Source organism: Reticulibacter mediterranei (assembly GCF_016587455.1).
The window spans coordinates 3977488-3991294 of sequence record NZ_BNJK01000001.1; the positions used below are offsets into that span (position 1 = coordinate 3977488).

The 13807-nt window shown below is 52.7% G+C and carries 13 protein-coding genes; 8 read left to right on the forward strand and 5 right to left on the reverse strand.

Annotated elements, in window-relative coordinates:
• Positions 1-4: 4 nt before the first annotated feature.
• The 4 genes from rpsR to recJ all read left to right on the forward strand — a co-directional run bounded on the left by rpsR (position 5) and on the right by recJ (position 5091).
• The gene (gene rpsR, locus K3T83_RS17120) at positions 5-304 is read left to right on the forward strand and encodes a 30S ribosomal protein S18 (protein ID WP_220204171.1); all 300 of its coding nucleotides are present in this window, start codon (positions 5-7) and stop codon (positions 302-304) included.
• A 132-nt stretch (positions 305-436) separates the two neighbouring features.
• The gene (locus K3T83_RS17125) at positions 437-1915 is read left to right on the forward strand and encodes a peptidylprolyl isomerase (RefSeq protein ID WP_220204172.1); all 1479 of its coding nucleotides are present in this window, start codon (positions 437-439) and stop codon (positions 1913-1915) included.
• A gap of 89 nt (positions 1916-2004) precedes the next feature.
• The gene (gene hemW / locus K3T83_RS17130) at positions 2005-3246 is read left to right on the forward strand and encodes a radical SAM family heme chaperone HemW (RefSeq protein WP_220204173.1); all 1242 of its coding nucleotides are present in this window, start codon (positions 2005-2007) and stop codon (positions 3244-3246) included.
• A gap of 12 nt (positions 3247-3258) precedes the next feature.
• Positions 3259-5091, forward strand: a complete 1833-nt coding sequence (gene recJ / locus K3T83_RS17135; RefSeq protein WP_220204174.1) for a single-stranded-DNA-specific exonuclease RecJ — start codon at positions 3259-3261, stop codon at positions 5089-5091.
• Between the two features lie 36 nt (positions 5092-5127).
• On the opposite strand, the gene K3T83_RS17140 is transcribed toward recJ, so the two are convergent.
• Both K3T83_RS17140 and K3T83_RS17145 read right to left on the reverse strand, forming a co-directional pair.
• On the reverse strand, positions 5128-5517 hold the full coding sequence (locus tag K3T83_RS17140; RefSeq protein ID WP_220204175.1) for a PPOX class F420-dependent oxidoreductase: 390 nt from the start codon (positions 5515-5517) through the stop codon (positions 5128-5130).
• A gap of 245 nt (positions 5518-5762) precedes the next feature.
• Positions 5763-6347, reverse strand: coding sequence for a hypothetical protein (locus K3T83_RS17145; protein ID WP_220204176.1), 585 nt, complete (start codon positions 6345-6347; stop codon positions 5763-5765).
• Positions 6348-7059: 712 nt separating this feature from the next.
• On the opposite strand from K3T83_RS17145, the gene K3T83_RS17150 reads away from it, so the two are divergent.
• The 3 genes from K3T83_RS17150 (at position 7060) to K3T83_RS17160 (ending at position 8909) form a co-directional block, all read left to right on the forward strand.
• Entirely contained in the window at positions 7060-7485 is a 426-nt protein-coding gene (locus K3T83_RS17150) for an RDD family protein (protein ID WP_220204177.1), read from the forward strand.
• A 222-nt stretch (positions 7486-7707) separates the two neighbouring features.
• On the forward strand, positions 7708-8319 hold the full coding sequence (locus K3T83_RS17155; protein WP_220204178.1) for a DUF3592 domain-containing protein: 612 nt from the start codon (positions 7708-7710) through the stop codon (positions 8317-8319).
• Positions 8320-8339: 20 nt separating this feature from the next.
• On the forward strand, positions 8340-8909 hold the full coding sequence (locus K3T83_RS17160; protein WP_220204179.1) for an NUDIX domain-containing protein: 570 nt from the start codon (positions 8340-8342) through the stop codon (positions 8907-8909).
• Here the strand turns inward: K3T83_RS17160 and K3T83_RS17165 are convergent.
• Positions 8884-9675 (reverse strand): aminoglycoside phosphotransferase family protein, encoded by a 792-nt coding sequence (locus tag K3T83_RS17165; RefSeq protein WP_220204180.1) that lies wholly within the window; start codon positions 9673-9675, stop codon positions 8884-8886. The two genes, K3T83_RS17160 and K3T83_RS17165, sit on opposite strands and share 26 nt — an antisense overlap.
• 538 nt (positions 9676-10213) lie before the next feature.
• Between K3T83_RS17165 and K3T83_RS17170 the strand changes: the two genes are divergently transcribed.
• A complete protein-coding gene (locus K3T83_RS17170; protein WP_220204181.1) occupies positions 10214-11533 on the forward strand; it encodes a leucine-rich repeat domain-containing protein in 1320 nt (439 codons plus the stop codon).
• 126 nt (positions 11534-11659) lie between these two features.
• Here K3T83_RS17170 and K3T83_RS17175 read toward each other — a convergent pair whose 3' ends face one another.
• Both K3T83_RS17175 and K3T83_RS17180 read right to left on the reverse strand, forming a co-directional pair.
• Positions 11660-12277 carry a LysE family translocator gene (locus K3T83_RS17175; RefSeq protein ID WP_220204182.1) on the reverse strand — a complete coding sequence of 206 codons (618 nt, stop codon included), beginning with the start codon at positions 12275-12277 and terminating at the stop codon, positions 11660-11662.
• 280 nt (positions 12278-12557) lie between these two features.
• Positions 12558-13745, reverse strand: coding sequence for a helix-turn-helix transcriptional regulator (locus K3T83_RS17180; RefSeq protein WP_220204183.1), 1188 nt, complete (start codon positions 13743-13745; stop codon positions 12558-12560).
• Between the last annotated feature and the right edge of the window lie 62 nt (positions 13746-13807).

Sequence of the window (13807 nt, forward strand, 5' to 3'; positions counted from 1 at the left end):
TGTGATGCAAAGACGTTCTGAAGGGGGCGGCACCGGTACTGCCCCACGTCCACGCCGTGAAGGTCGTGGCGAGCGCGGTGGACGCCGCAAAATCTGTCAGTTCTGCCACGATCATGTGCGCGAAATTGACTATAAAGATGCCAATCGTTACATGAAACGATACATCTCCGATCGTGGAAAAATCGAGCCACGCCGCAAAACTGGCACTTGTGCCAAGCACCAGCGCGGCCTCAGCACCGCGATCAAACAGGCTCGCTTTATGGCTCTGCTCCCCTACACGGCAGAGCATATGCGCGGCATGTAATCGGTATGCCTGAGCGATCTGTACACTAGCAAAAGAGATGGGGGAGACCTTCTCTCCCGTCTCTCCTACTCAGAAATTTATGGTTCCTCCTTTCGGCTTTTGCTGCCAGGGGTTGCCACTACGGAGGCATTCATGAGTAGTCAGACAGCGCGTCGGCCAGACCGCAACACGCGCACTGCCAGAAACAAGAAATATATAAAACAAACAGCGCACGTTTCGGCGCGTCGCGATGGCAAACCTCTTATCTTCGGCTGGGGAGGCCATCTCTCCCACAGCGAAAAGACCCTCCTCCAGCGTCGCGCTATCTGGACCATCACAGCCATTATCTCGCTGCTCATCGTCGGCGTGCTTGTGCTTTACTGGATTACTATCAACGTCATCAATCCCAACCGTCCTATTACCACCGTCAATGGTGAGGGCATCCCGCAATCCGATTTTCGCAAAATGGTCGCGGTTCAGGCAGAGATACATAACAGCACCCTCAACGGCCCACACGGGTTGAGCGCTCAGCGCGACGATCTGCAAAAGCAGTTGGCAACGCTCCAAAAAACGTTTACTGACGATCAGAAAAAGGTTGACGATCTCAACGCGCAGATCAAAAAGTTGCCTGCCGGCGCAAGCGCGCAACGTACTGACCTTGAAAATCAACTCAAGGCCGCCCAGCAAAAGGTGAACGACCTTCAGGCGAAAGGCACTTCGGTTAACGCACAGTACCAGGACATCTTGCAGAATCAAATCCCACAGCAGCAGCAGCTCTATACACAGCCGCAGGTCGGCAACGATAGCGCTCAGTGGCTTCAGGAAGATGCCCTCATTCGTCAATGGCTGGCGAAACAGAGCAGTTCTATACAGAATCAGATCGAACCAGCACCCGGAGATGTCAATAAAGCGGTGCAGGATTTCATCTCCGGCATTCCTAAGACCACCAACTATCAGAAGTTGCTGAAAGACGACAATATCAGCGATGCCGACGTACATACGATGCTCACCATCAAGGTCCGCCGCGACAACATGCAGAAATATCTGGCGTCTCAGATCGCATCGCCTGCTCGCCAGGTATTGGCCCGTGCCATAACCCTGCAAACGAAAGCCGACGCGGATAAAATCCTGGCCCAGCTCAAGAAGGGCGAGGACTTCGGCAAGCTCGCCAAAGCGAAATCCGTTGATACCAACACCAACGCGAAGGGTGGCGATCTAGGCTGGCTCGTTCGCGGTCAGTACGCGATCAACAATGCGCAGAAAGTGGCCGCAGGCATCGATAACTGGATCAACGATCCCGCTCGCAAACTGAACGAGATCAGCCCGGTCATCAGCGAAAACGGCACCTACCATATCGTACAGATTATGGGCTTCGATCCCTCACGTGCCATCGATGAGACGACGCTGAAAGATCTCAAAGACAACTCACTGACTACCTGGGTGCTCTCACAGAAGGCACTGCCCGGCGTCACCGTCACGGAGATCGATCAGACGATGTTGCTTGATGCCAACAATATGCCGCCCGGACTGCCCGCTTCTGCCCCAGCGCAGCAACAGCAGGGAGGAAGTGGCCTGCCCGGTGGTACTGGTGGTCTACCCGGTGGTGACACTGGCCTACCAACACAGCCGTAAAGCTTCACGAGGGGCACCCACTGACAGACGTTGGCAGGTTGCCCCTCTTCTCTACCCAATGGAATAATCCCAGAAAAAGCTATAAACCCATGACTATAAGCGCCCCTGATACAACAACAAATGCTCAGAACCGCCTCCTGCCGGTCACATCCACCGAGCCAATCGAGCGGTTGCTAGAAACTGCTTCGCTCTACCTGCATATCCCGTTCTGCCACACACGCTGCTATTATTGTGACTTCAATACCTATGCTGGCATGCTCCCGGTGCGCGAACCCTATGTCCGTGCCCTACTTACCGAAATCGAACTGGCCGGGAAGATGGCGCAACTCGCAGATAATACGCTGCGCCGCTCTCGTACAATCTTTTTCGGAGGTGGTACCCCCAGCCTGCTCAGCGTCCAACAGATGCAGCGCCTCTTGCAAGCCTGCTCTACCGCGTTTGCCGTCGATGCCGATGCTGAAATAACTCTGGAAGCCAATCCGGGCACATTGACGCAGGAACAGCTGGCAGGATTGCGCGCGGCTGGCGTCAATCGTCTCAGCATGGGTGCGCAGAGCTTTGACGCAGACCTGCTCAAGTCGCTGGGCCGCATTCATACTCCTGAAGAGATCACGCAGGCCGTCACCTATGCCCGCGCTGCTGGCTTCACCTCGATCAATCTGGACTTCATGTTCGGTCTACCACAGCAAACGATGCAACAGTGGCAGGAGACGTTGCGGCAGGCGCTTGAATTGCGCCCGGAACACTTCTCGCTCTATTCCCTGATTATCGAGGAGGGCACGCCCTTCTACGACTGGACGCACGAGGGACGCATCACGCCGGGCGACGAAGACCTCTGCGCCGATATGTACGAGATAGCCGATGAGTTGCTGCATGCGGCGGGCTATATCAACTATGAAATCTCAAACTGGGCCTTGCCGGGCCACCACAGCCGCCACAATCTGACCTACTGGCAAAATCTGCCCTATATCGGCATGGGCGCGGGTGCCTATTCTTACTTCGGCAATCGCCGCTTCTCAAATGAGCGCGACCCGCTCACATATAACAAGGTTCTCAAAACTGGACGCATCCCCGAAGTGGAGAGCGAACAAGTAGAGCGCGAACAGGAGATGTCCGAGACAGCGTTCCTGGCCCTACGCACAGCCCTGGGGCTACATCTCCCGACCTTCGAGCAGCGATTCTCTCAGCCATTTGCGCAATTTGTTGGTGATCGCTTGCAGATTGTAGAAGAGGCGGGACTGCTGGAACACGAGGATAGCTGGCTGCGCCTGAGCAAGCGAGGCCGTCTGCTGGGCAATGAGGTCTTTTTCCGGCTGCTACCAGAGGCGTAAAGGATAAAAAACGTGGAAATATCATCGCATCTATCAACACATTGGGAGGTTCATCCTCTCCTGAGCAAGAAGCAATTTCAGGCCGCCAGCGCAGCAGGGATCGCATCTATTCACGCGCAATTGCTCTCCAATCGCGGAATAGAGACGCCTGCTGCCATGCAAACCTTTCTGGCAGCTCGCTACGAGGAGACTCCCGATCCTCTGACGCTCATTGATATGCCACGCGCCGTTGATCGTATCCAGCACGCACTTGAGACCGGAGAACACATCACCGTCTATGGCGACTACGATGCCGATGGCGTGACCTCTTCTGCGCTGCTCTTCCGTACACTGCGTCGTCTGAAACAGCCAGAGGCACCGCTCGATTTCCATATCCCGCACCGCCTGCGCGATGGTTGCGGCCTGAATCTCGCCGCCCTCGATATGCTCAAAGCACGCGGCACAACGCTGATTGTTACCACCGATTGCGCCAGTTCCGATGTCGAGCAGGTGGATTATGCCCGCACGCTGGGCATCGATGTGATCATCACCGATCATCATCATCCACCCGCCGAACTGCCGAGAGCTTATGCAATGGTCAATCCCTGGCGTCCCGACAGCACCTATGGAGAGCGCTACCTCTGTGGCGCAGGCATCGCCTTCAAGCTCTCTCAGGCGCTCTATCGTGCCAACCAGCAACCACAAGAGGTCGAACTGGAACTGCTCGATCTGGTGGCGATAGGCACAATTGCCGATATCGCGCTATTGCTGGGCGAGAACCATACCCTGGTGCGCATGGGCATGGAGCGGCTGAACGCGACCCGCAAACCCGGCCTGCTGGCACTGATCCGTAGCGCTGGCGTGCAACCTGGCAAGATCCGCGAGCGAGACATCTCCTTCGGCATCGCCCCACGCATCAACGCCGCCGGACGCATGAAAGAGGCCAGCATCGCCTTTGAATTGCTAACGACAGATAACGAAGAAGAGGCCGCCGCTCGTGTGGCAGAACTGAACCAGCTCAATCAGGCCCGCCAGCAGGAGACGGAGACGCTGATGAAATATGTACGCGAACAGGCGCAGAATCAACCCACAAAGTCTGTCGTGCTGGTCAGCGGCGACGACTGGCACGAGGGTCTGATTGGTCTGGTGGCGGGCAAGCTGGCGGAAGAGATCAAGAAGCCAGTGCTGGTCCTGAGCAACGATCGTGCCAGCAAGACAAGTCGTGGTTCAGCGCGCAGCCAGCAGGGATTTAACATTATCGAGGCTCTGCGCGGCTTTGCGGACAATCTGGAACGCTATGGAGGCCACGCGCAGGCGGCGGGCTTCACCATTCGCAGCGAATATATCGACGCGCTCCACGATCATCTCGTCGGCTGGAAAGAGAACGGTGGCACAGTGATTGCTCCCATGTCGGAGAGTACACCGCTGTTAGAAGATACGAACGGAGCGAACGAACCAGAAAGCGGGGAAGACTCTCTGCGCACGGGACGGCAGATGGTCGATTTGGCGATTACCCGCGATCTCATCAACTACGATTTCTACAAGCAATTGCGCCAGTTGAGTCCCTTCGGGGCTGGCAATCCTGACCCAATCTTTCAGATGGAGCATCTTCGCCTGCTCGATGCCCGGGTAACGGGTTTCAACCGCCAGCATCTCCGCCTGCGCCTGGGCAGTTCCAGCAGCAAAGCACACTACCAGGGAACGCTGATGCGCGGTGCCGACCGCCTGCAAAGCCTCAAGGGGGTCGAGCACGTTAACATCATCTTCAAGATCGAGTCGTCGGAGGACGAGACCAGAGCGGATGTGTGGCTGCGCATATTAGATATAGAAGCTGACGAGCCAGGGGAAGGAAATACGACCATTTGAAAGAGACCTCCAGGTTTTGGAGGTCTCTCCGCTTTTTTATAAGTTCTGGCCCACTACGCGCTGAATCTTCACATAAAGTCTGACGCGCGGGTCGCCCCGCCAGCGGCCAGAAGATCCATAATGGACGGCCAGTTCGTTATAGAAAGCTCCCGTAGGATCTTCTTCGATCTGCTCAACAACGCCGCGAAATTCGGCGTAAATATAGGGATCATCGGGATCGACGATAGAGATTGCTACACGTGGATCACGTTTGATGTTCTGGAATTTCTGGCGCACGCTGGTATGCGTAAACTTGATATGTTCGCCATCCCATAAAAACCACATCGGAGAGGATTGCGGCTCTCCGTTGGGTCCAATAGTTGCAAGATGCGCAAATCCCTTTGATTGCAGTATTTTCTGAACCTTTGGATTGTTCAAATCTGCCATGCACAATAGCCTTTCCACAATAACTTCTTACGAACCACAGACAAATGTCTATTTAGAGAAAACACGCCGTTGCTACGATTTACTCCCTAATTACAATGAGCTATCCTCTACTTACCGGATGAACGAAATGAACCGAATATGTATGTCGTAGTCGAGCGATTGATCGCGATCCGTTCGAGATACGTAATATATCGCCCGATCGCGATCAATCGCTCGACTACGACGTAACAGCACGATTGCTGCAATTAGCCAGCAATACCCGTCACATCCATAACCAGCAACAGGACAAGCAGCACACAGGTCACACTACCAGCAATGATAGCCCAGGAGCGATGGCGGAGGCCAGATTCTCTGGCACGTTTCAGGGCGGAAGAGAAGTAGAACCAACCGCCAACAGCGATGAGCGCAAACTCCATCACCATACTGACCAGGGGAAAGGCCCAGAGACCGAATCCCAGCAGCGGCAGATTGCCCAGGTTGCCGGGCAGAATCGGTAAATCAGCACGGTGCACCAATAGATCAAGTAACCAGTGGCTAAAGACGACGGCCCCGATGGTTAGTCCCGTATTACGGCCCCACGCGCGCCAGGCCAGCAGTCCCGCCACGATTGCAATGAGTAGCGCACCTACCAGCGAGTGCGTATAGTTGGCATGAATAATCGCCTCGCCATAGCCGCCCTTATCGATTGGCACGATCGTTTCAACATTGGTCAGAAGCAATGGGACAAAGAGCACATCGAGCAGTTGTGTTGAAAGCATCAGCGCCCAAAGCGGCACAGAAGGCTGTTTCGCCTTGACAGCCGCCGCCAATCCAAAATGTCCAGCTAACATTTATTTTCCCCCTTTTTCGCATCAATACGTGTATCCAGCCAACCGCACAGGATGGTAAAAAGCAGCACAAACACAATAAAAGTCATTGCAGTTTCTCCCTGATCCTAATCATCAAACCAATCATTTGAGATGAGCAAATGAATTATCTCTCTCTTTTTCTACGACGGATAATCATTAATCTTATTATTATAAATAATAATCTAACTTCATTAGATTGTCAAGAGGGAAAGATCAGGAATGCTCAATGTAGTTCGTAGTTTCCCGATTTATCGGGAGGGGTGTGTCACCCGCTTGAATGGAAGTTGTGCCCCCTCCCGATAAATCGGGAAACTACGACATACCTTACCGTTTTTGAAAGGAACAGTGTATTATCGCGTTGGGAGAACCACATTCTCAGGTTATTTCATTCATCTTCATTACTGGGGCAGCGAGTTGCTCAAAAAGAGGAATCTTGCCATTTCGATTATGCTGCATTTTGGATACAATACAATTTTTTATTTAAAAAAAGTATATAGTGGGAAAAAGATAAAAACTGTGTTAGATTCAAATTTTGTAGAGTTAAAAAACCCTGGTCTACACGTTTAGATAGTAGGTATATAGAAATAATTGCAATGGAGCAGAGGGCGTTTGCTTGTCATCATCGATTGATAAGCATCGCTGGCATGAAAGACCATAAACCTCTTCTTCGTTTGCGCCTGAAGGGAGTTCTCATATGCAATCACCGTACGAGTCCCCGTATCAGCAAGCCGCGCCACAGCTGCAATATGTGAGCGTTGGCCCCCGTTTCCTCGCCGTTCTTATTGATACTATCCTTGTTGGCATTGTCAATGGCATCATCTCTGTCGCTCTTCATAATAGCGGCGCAGTTGGTGCCATATCAGCGGTCATCGCAATTGCTTACTATATTGTGATGGAGGCAACTCAGGGCGCGACCGTAGGCAAAATGGTGCTTGGCCTGCGTGTTGTGAAGGTCGATGGCACACCAATTAGCTGGAACGAGTCTGTCATTCGCAATCTGCTGCGCATCGTTGATGGTCTATTCGTGTATCTCATTGGCGCAATCCTGGTGTGGAACTCCCCAACCCGGCAGCGTTTGGGAGATCGCGTGGCTAAAACGGTGGTGGTTCGTAGCCGCTAAGAGCGTCTGTTAAGCCGTTTATTCCGTAGAAAAGGGCAGTGCAGTGAATATCATTGCACTGCTTTTTGCCGTATACTTCATTTGCCCGACGAGATAAAAGCGTGTAGAATGAGACAGAATAAAAACATTCCGAAACATGAATAAGAGCCTGGCATACTTCCAATACTACTAACTATAAGAACTACTTATGTGTGCGTCTTCGGTGAAGTAAGGATCTATTTTATGTCTACCATATCTGGCACCACTGCCGCAGCCACAATAGGAGCAACTAGAAAGGCCGGTATTCTTTTTGCCTGGTTCACGGCTCTAATGATCGGAACGGCCTGCCTCTATCTGGGAACGATTGCTTTTGCCGAACGTGTGGCTCCGGCGATGCGTGTCTATAGCTATCCTGAAGGTCGCTGCACTATCCATTTCATTCGCCCGCTGATCCCCTGGCGGCACAACTCGATGGGATCAACACCTCGCTATATCATCGTCTTTAGCTTCACGATCCACACAGCCAGCAATCAAGATTATCAAATAGTGGGCGCAGGGATGAACAGCACGATTGTCACCAACAATGACGAGGTGCAAAATATCGTCAATAACTATCATCAAAACGGCGTCTACCCCTGCTGGTACAATCCCTCCGACCCCTCACGCGTCGTGCTTTACCGCAGCATGCCCATGCTCTCCTTTATCTGGTGCAGCTCATTTGTCGCGCTGGGCTTGTTAATCATGTCAAAGTCGCTGGCACACATCATCAGCGGCACCTCTTCTATCATACAAGCTGTGATACAGGTTTATATTAGCAATAAGCGTATAAAGAAACGGAAAAGCAGAATACACTGACCACCTGGGAGCAGTATTACATGAGCATCTTCAGCCACAACATCTACGAGAATATTCGTACCCGTACCATTGTGCTTTATCAGGGCAAGATCTTGTTGCATCCACCGGGCAAAGATGGCAGCGATGAAGCCTGGAAATTGCCCGGTGGAGGATTGGAACCGCATGAGTCGCTGGCCGAATGTGCGCGGCGCGAAGTGCTGGAAGAGACGGGCATTCCCGTACGCGTGGGCCGCATCGCCTTTCTGCTCGAATGGATCGTGCCTCGCTATACAGGAGCGTTAGAGGATGGCGATGGTCACGGCTTCGGACTGGAGGTCTATCATTATGCCTATCCAGAGGAGCCGCTGCCGCCGACAAAAGCAGAATTCCCCGGCGAACAGCCTGCCCGCTGGATTCTCCTGGAAGAGGTTGCAGCGCTTTCCGTCTGGCCTATCGAGTTAAAAGATCTCTGCCAGCATTTGAGCCAGGGCAACGAAGAGATCGGCTCTCTCTCCCTGATCGGTAAACTCAGCAATCCCTGGGATCGCACCGAACGCAACGCATGGAGTTCGCCTCCTCATGAAATCACGATTGAAGATGCTGCTCAATGATTGCGCGGTAGCGCTGCAAGGTCTGCAACTCGCGGCGATAATGAGCAAGGTGTCCCTCAGCGAGCATTTTCTGAAAGGCTACGTTACCAGCGCGGGCCTGCTCAATTATAAGTGTGCAGAGCACCTGTAAACGTGGCTCGACCAGTTCCAGCACCTCATGAGCGGCAATACCATAGGCATCACAAAAACGCTGGAATCGTTCGCCCTGCATATGAGGGTCGGTCAGACCTGGCTCGATAATGGCTGGATCATCGAGATGCGCCAGAGGAACAAAACGATACGCCGCATATGCCAGATCCCAGGCGCGCGGACCCGGCCCGGCACAGTCGAAATCGATGAGTCCATGCGGTTGACCTGCCACATAAACCATGTTATAGGGTGCGATATCGTTGTGGCAGATAACCTCGTGGCGGCTCACATCGGGATAGACCATCTGCCAGCGAGCATCAGAGGGCGGGACAAAATCGCTTTGGGCCTCGTGATAGTGTCGCACCAATCTGGCAACGGCCTGCATCGCCTCCTCTGCCCACATATACGGCGGCAAGGGATAATGCCCAACCTCACCCGCGAAAAATGTGAGCATCTCGCGCCCCTGCTCATCGATGCCCAGAAAGCGCGGCGCGGCACCAAAACCGCGTGCTTCCAGATGATGCAGAAGCGCGTGAATAGCGCTGCTCCATACCCCCGTAGCACGGCGAACCGTCTCTCCAACGCGTACGGCACCCGTGACATTGCCGCCATGTAATAGAATTTCCTGTTCAGACATTGTACCTCCTGATATAGCGGGGCAGAAGTGGAACAGGAGAACAAAAAAGCGCTGCAAGGCCACTTCTGCCCACAGCGCTTGACAACAAAAAACGAGACACATAGCAAGGGAGAACCATCCGCACAAAGGACGCGTGGGCGTCTAGTAGAGGGTTCGCTCCTGACCTGCCATCTGTGTCTGCTCGCTTTCTTTCTAGTAGGGGCGATGGCTTGTCCTCGCCCTGCCATATTCGACCTCGCCTGGAGGATTTCTTGTATGTGTCCTTTATGGTAGCATAGGCATCTGCTATCGTCAATCGCAAAACAATATGGACCAGGGCTTTCCAGTTCTCCGCTCAAAGGGGTGCAGGGGTCTCCCTGCCGGGGCCTGGGGTGTCCCCAGTTTCCTTCCCTCCTTCGCGCGCCGCCTGCGGCGGCGCGCAAAAGAGAAGAAAAAAGGTTTTTTGCGGGGACACCCCGCACCCCGGCAAAGGGCTGCCGCCCTCTGCACTCCTGCTAGATGGGAGAATTGGAAAGCCCTGCAATATGGACAGAGAAAATTGAAAATAGAACATAACTATCATGGCGTTGTGCTACCAGCGAGCGAAATAGACGCCCTACGGGAGCTAGAGCGGTTGCTACAACAGAGCGGTTCGCTTGATGCAGGACAGAACATTCCTCTCTTGCAATCAGAAGAGGTTGAAAGAAGCGAGGGCAATATTTCCTGCACTATTGCAAATAATACTGTTATTGCTCTCTCGACGCGCTCCTGTGCATTAACCTCGCTGCCTGAAACGTTGAGCAACTTCACCAATCTATGCATGCTGGATATCGCTCATAATCAACTGGCCGCCCTGCCTGAGTCGCTAGGCAACTTAATGCAGCTCAAAAGAATATATCTGGACGGCAATCAATTGACCTCTCTTCCTGAGTCGCTAGGACATTTGACGCTGCTTGAGGAGATACAGGCCGATGCAAACCAGCTGGCAATGCTGCCTGAGAGCATTTGCCAGTTGACGCTGCTTGAGATAATGCGCTTTTATGGCAATCAGCTTACGACACTCCCGGCACAGATCAGTCAGTTCAAGCGCCTCAAAGACATCAGTGTTGGTGGCAATCGCCTAACGACCCTCCCCGATGCGCTATGGGGCTTGAGAGAACTGCGCTCGCTAAATATTGCCGAGAATCGACTGGAGGCGGTTTCAAACAGCATTGATAACCTGACTCATCTTGAAATGTTGGACCTGGGGCATAACAAATTGACGGCACTACCACAGTCGCTCGGCAATCTCACCAGCCTGACAACATTTCTCTATCTCAGCGATAATCAACTGACGGAACTCCCAGAGACGCTTTTTGAGCGGCTGGAGCATTTGCGCTATCTCAACATCACCGATAATCAATTAACCACTCTCCCTGAGACGATTGGCAATCTCACCAGCCTGAAAGAGTTGCGCGGATATAATAATCAACTGACGGCTCTTCCCGAGTCATTGGGCAAACTGAAACATCTGCAAGAAATACACATGATGAATAATCTACTGATGGCGCTTCCCGAGTCGCTGGGAGAGATGGAGAGCCTCAGAGAACTACACCTGTCTCACAACAGATTGGTAGCGCTCCCTGAGTCGATTGGCAAGCTGATCGCACTAACGACGCTCGATCTGCGAGGCAATCGTTTGAGCAGCCTGCCCGGGTCATTGGGCGAGCTGAACAGTTTAAGGCATCTCGATTTGCGAGCAAACAGGTTGGTTGTCCTTCCTGCCAGCATTGGAGATTTGCCAAAGCTAGAAAAGCTCGATTTGCGATGGAACAAACTCTCATCTCTCCCGGCATGGCTGCGACGGCTGGAAGAGCGTGGATGTTCTATTTACTTGTAAAAAGGTTTTCTCATCATCCAGGAGCCTTTTGTGATCGCCGTTGAGATTGCGATGGTAGTTATGATGATCTGGCTCAACAGGGACAGAGTCACAATGGCGAAACCATCCCTGAGCAGTCACAGTAAGTTATACCAGACAGAGGGCCAGCAACCCGAAGATGGTGATGACACCACCGGAAATGCGGTTCATCCAGAGTAGCCAGTGAGGAGTAAATCTGGTGCGAAGCAGGCTTACCCCTCCAGTCAGCAGACACCACCAGAGCATTGAGCCAAGAAAAACGCCACTGACGACGAGCAGAGCGGTCATACCGTTGTTTTGTCCACCACTGCCAACGCCCAGACCGGCGAAGATGGCGGCAAACGAAAGGATAGTAAGCGGATTGGTCAGGGTAAGCAACAGCGTCGTTACATAGGCACCCGCGAAGTTTGTTGCCGGTGTAGCTTGAGCAGCGCGTTCAGCTGGTTTGCTGAGCAGCGTTTTGATGCCCAGATAGAGCAGGAACAGACCACCCACGATATGCACCCATGTTTGTTGTTGCACCAGGAAGGCCGCAACAACAGTTAGACCAAAACCTGCCACACACCCATAGAGACCATCGGCAGTGGCGATACCCAGCCCGGAAACCAGCCCATAGAAAAAGCCCTTGCTCATCGTCCGTTGAATGCATAAGATGCTCATTGGACCAATTGTGGCGGCAACCGAGAGGCCGATCAACAGACCGCGCACAAAAAAACTTACATCCATGTCTTTCTCCTGCAAAAGAATGAAAGCGAACAACATAAAAAAATCGCCGGACCTTTTGAGAGGTCCGGCGAAGGGATACGCTTTGCTGTTAGCTGCTATAGCATCAGGGAATCGGAGGCATGCCAACAAAACCGGACCTCATCATAGTCTGGCTTTGCTGCTGCTGTTGTCGAACCACAGATAAAAGATGGCTCACAAGATCGCTCCCGATTCTTTATTCAACTCATTTATTCTTACAATGAAACCAAGTGTAGCATATCCGCTCTCTCAAAGCAACTTGTTAACGCTGAAAGAGTCGAGAGAGCGAACGGACACGTACTTCCTGGCCCCAGACGGCGAGCATATGCTCGTACAGGGTGTAGATTTCGCTGAAAGCAAGGTCGCTATGAATTTCCTGGGCGGCTTTGGCGGCAGCTTCAAGATAAATACAGCTCTGCACCATATTGCCGAGGACCAGCGAAGTGTAGGCTCGTTGCTTTAAAAATTCGGCACGTATGCGCTCGGGTGGCGCTGGTTTGAGCTCATCGATGCGCGAAAAGGCATCCCACGCGGTCTTAGGCTGTCCCAGACGGAGAAAGACCTGCCCCTCATATAAGAAAAGCATATAGCGTTCATAACGAATATAAGAAAAACTGGGATCATTCATAGGATCGTCGGGAAAGACGGCGAAGGCTAGTTGCAAAAACTGCAATGCCTCTTTCTCGCGGCCCATCGTGGCCTGGATTTCGGCCAGAGCTGCGAAGATCCAGCAGTGAAGTAATGGAGAGATCTCATCGTTGCTGCTATTAACGCGCCTCAAGGCATCGTTATAGGCGCTGAGGGCTGAGCCAATACGTTTGCGTGCGATAAAGATAGAAGCGAGGCGCATCTGTGAAGCGATATAGAGGTTCCAATCTTTGGCAATCTGGCTATAGACTAACGCCTGTGACGCATTCATCTGCGCCGTCACAAAATCGCCGCGCTGCAACTCCAGCAAGGCCGTCAGTTGATAGACCTGAGCGGTCAGATGGGCCGCCATTTTCTGCTCCGGCCCGGGATAGAGAGTCGGTCGGGCCAGATTGCTGAGATAGGCGGGGAGCAGGCGCTCCAATTCCGTCTGTCCACCGATCATATACAACTGCCAGCAAGAAGAGATGCCCATTTTCCAGAGGGCCAATGTTTCCGTGAGATTGCCAGTGTCCACAATGAGCGCATCGCTATCCGGGTTGGCAGCAAAATCTTTCTTCGAGAGAATAGGGTCCAGCAACGACCTTTTCGTTGGGGGTGGCACCACCTCAAAGCCCAGTTCAGCAGGAGACATCTCGAAGACCTGGCACAGAGCATAGAGAGATGTGTTACGTGGCGTTTGAGTGCCAGACTCCCAGCGAATGTAGGTGCTTAAACTGACTCCAACTTTTTTACTTACAAATTCAGGCGTCCAGCTTTTTTGGAGCCGGGCGGTTTTTAACATACTATTTTGTTGCTTCATCAGCAAGCCTCCCAGACGCAATTTACCCACACTGTTATAAGCCCTTTTAATGCGCGCGTCAA

Bases quoted from the DNA above. Each gene is read 5' to 3' on its own strand.
- K3T83_RS17125 (WP_220204172.1), top strand. From the start codon at position 437: ATGAGTAGTCAGACAGCGCGTCGGCCAGACCGCAACACGCGCACTGCC.
- K3T83_RS17175 (WP_220204182.1), bottom strand. From the start codon at position 12,277: ATGGATGTAAGTTTTTTTGTGCGCGGTCTGTTGATCGGCCTCTCGGTT.
- K3T83_RS17145 (WP_220204176.1), bottom strand. From the start codon at position 6,347: ATGTTAGCTGGACATTTTGGATTGGCGGCGGCTGTCAAGGCGAAACAG.
- rpsR (WP_220204171.1), top strand. From the start codon at position 5: ATGCAAAGACGTTCTGAAGGGGGCGGCACCGGTACTGCCCCACGTCCA.
- K3T83_RS17150 (WP_220204177.1), top strand. From the start codon at position 7,060: ATGCAATCACCGTACGAGTCCCCGTATCAGCAAGCCGCGCCACAGCTG.
- K3T83_RS17140 (WP_220204175.1), bottom strand. From the start codon at position 5,517: ATGGCAGATTTGAACAATCCAAAGGTTCAGAAAATACTGCAATCAAAG.
- K3T83_RS17165 (WP_220204180.1), bottom strand. From the start codon at position 9,675: ATGTCTGAACAGGAAATTCTATTACATGGCGGCAATGTCACGGGTGCC.
- K3T83_RS17180 (WP_220204183.1), bottom strand. From the start codon at position 13,745: ATGAAGCAACAAAATAGTATGTTAAAAACCGCCCGGCTCCAAAAAAGC.
- K3T83_RS17160 (WP_220204179.1), top strand. From the start codon at position 8,340: ATGAGCATCTTCAGCCACAACATCTACGAGAATATTCGTACCCGTACC.
- K3T83_RS17155 (WP_220204178.1), top strand. From the start codon at position 7,708: ATGTCTACCATATCTGGCACCACTGCCGCAGCCACAATAGGAGCAACT.
- hemW (WP_220204173.1), top strand. From the start codon at position 2,005: ATGACTATAAGCGCCCCTGATACAACAACAAATGCTCAGAACCGCCTC.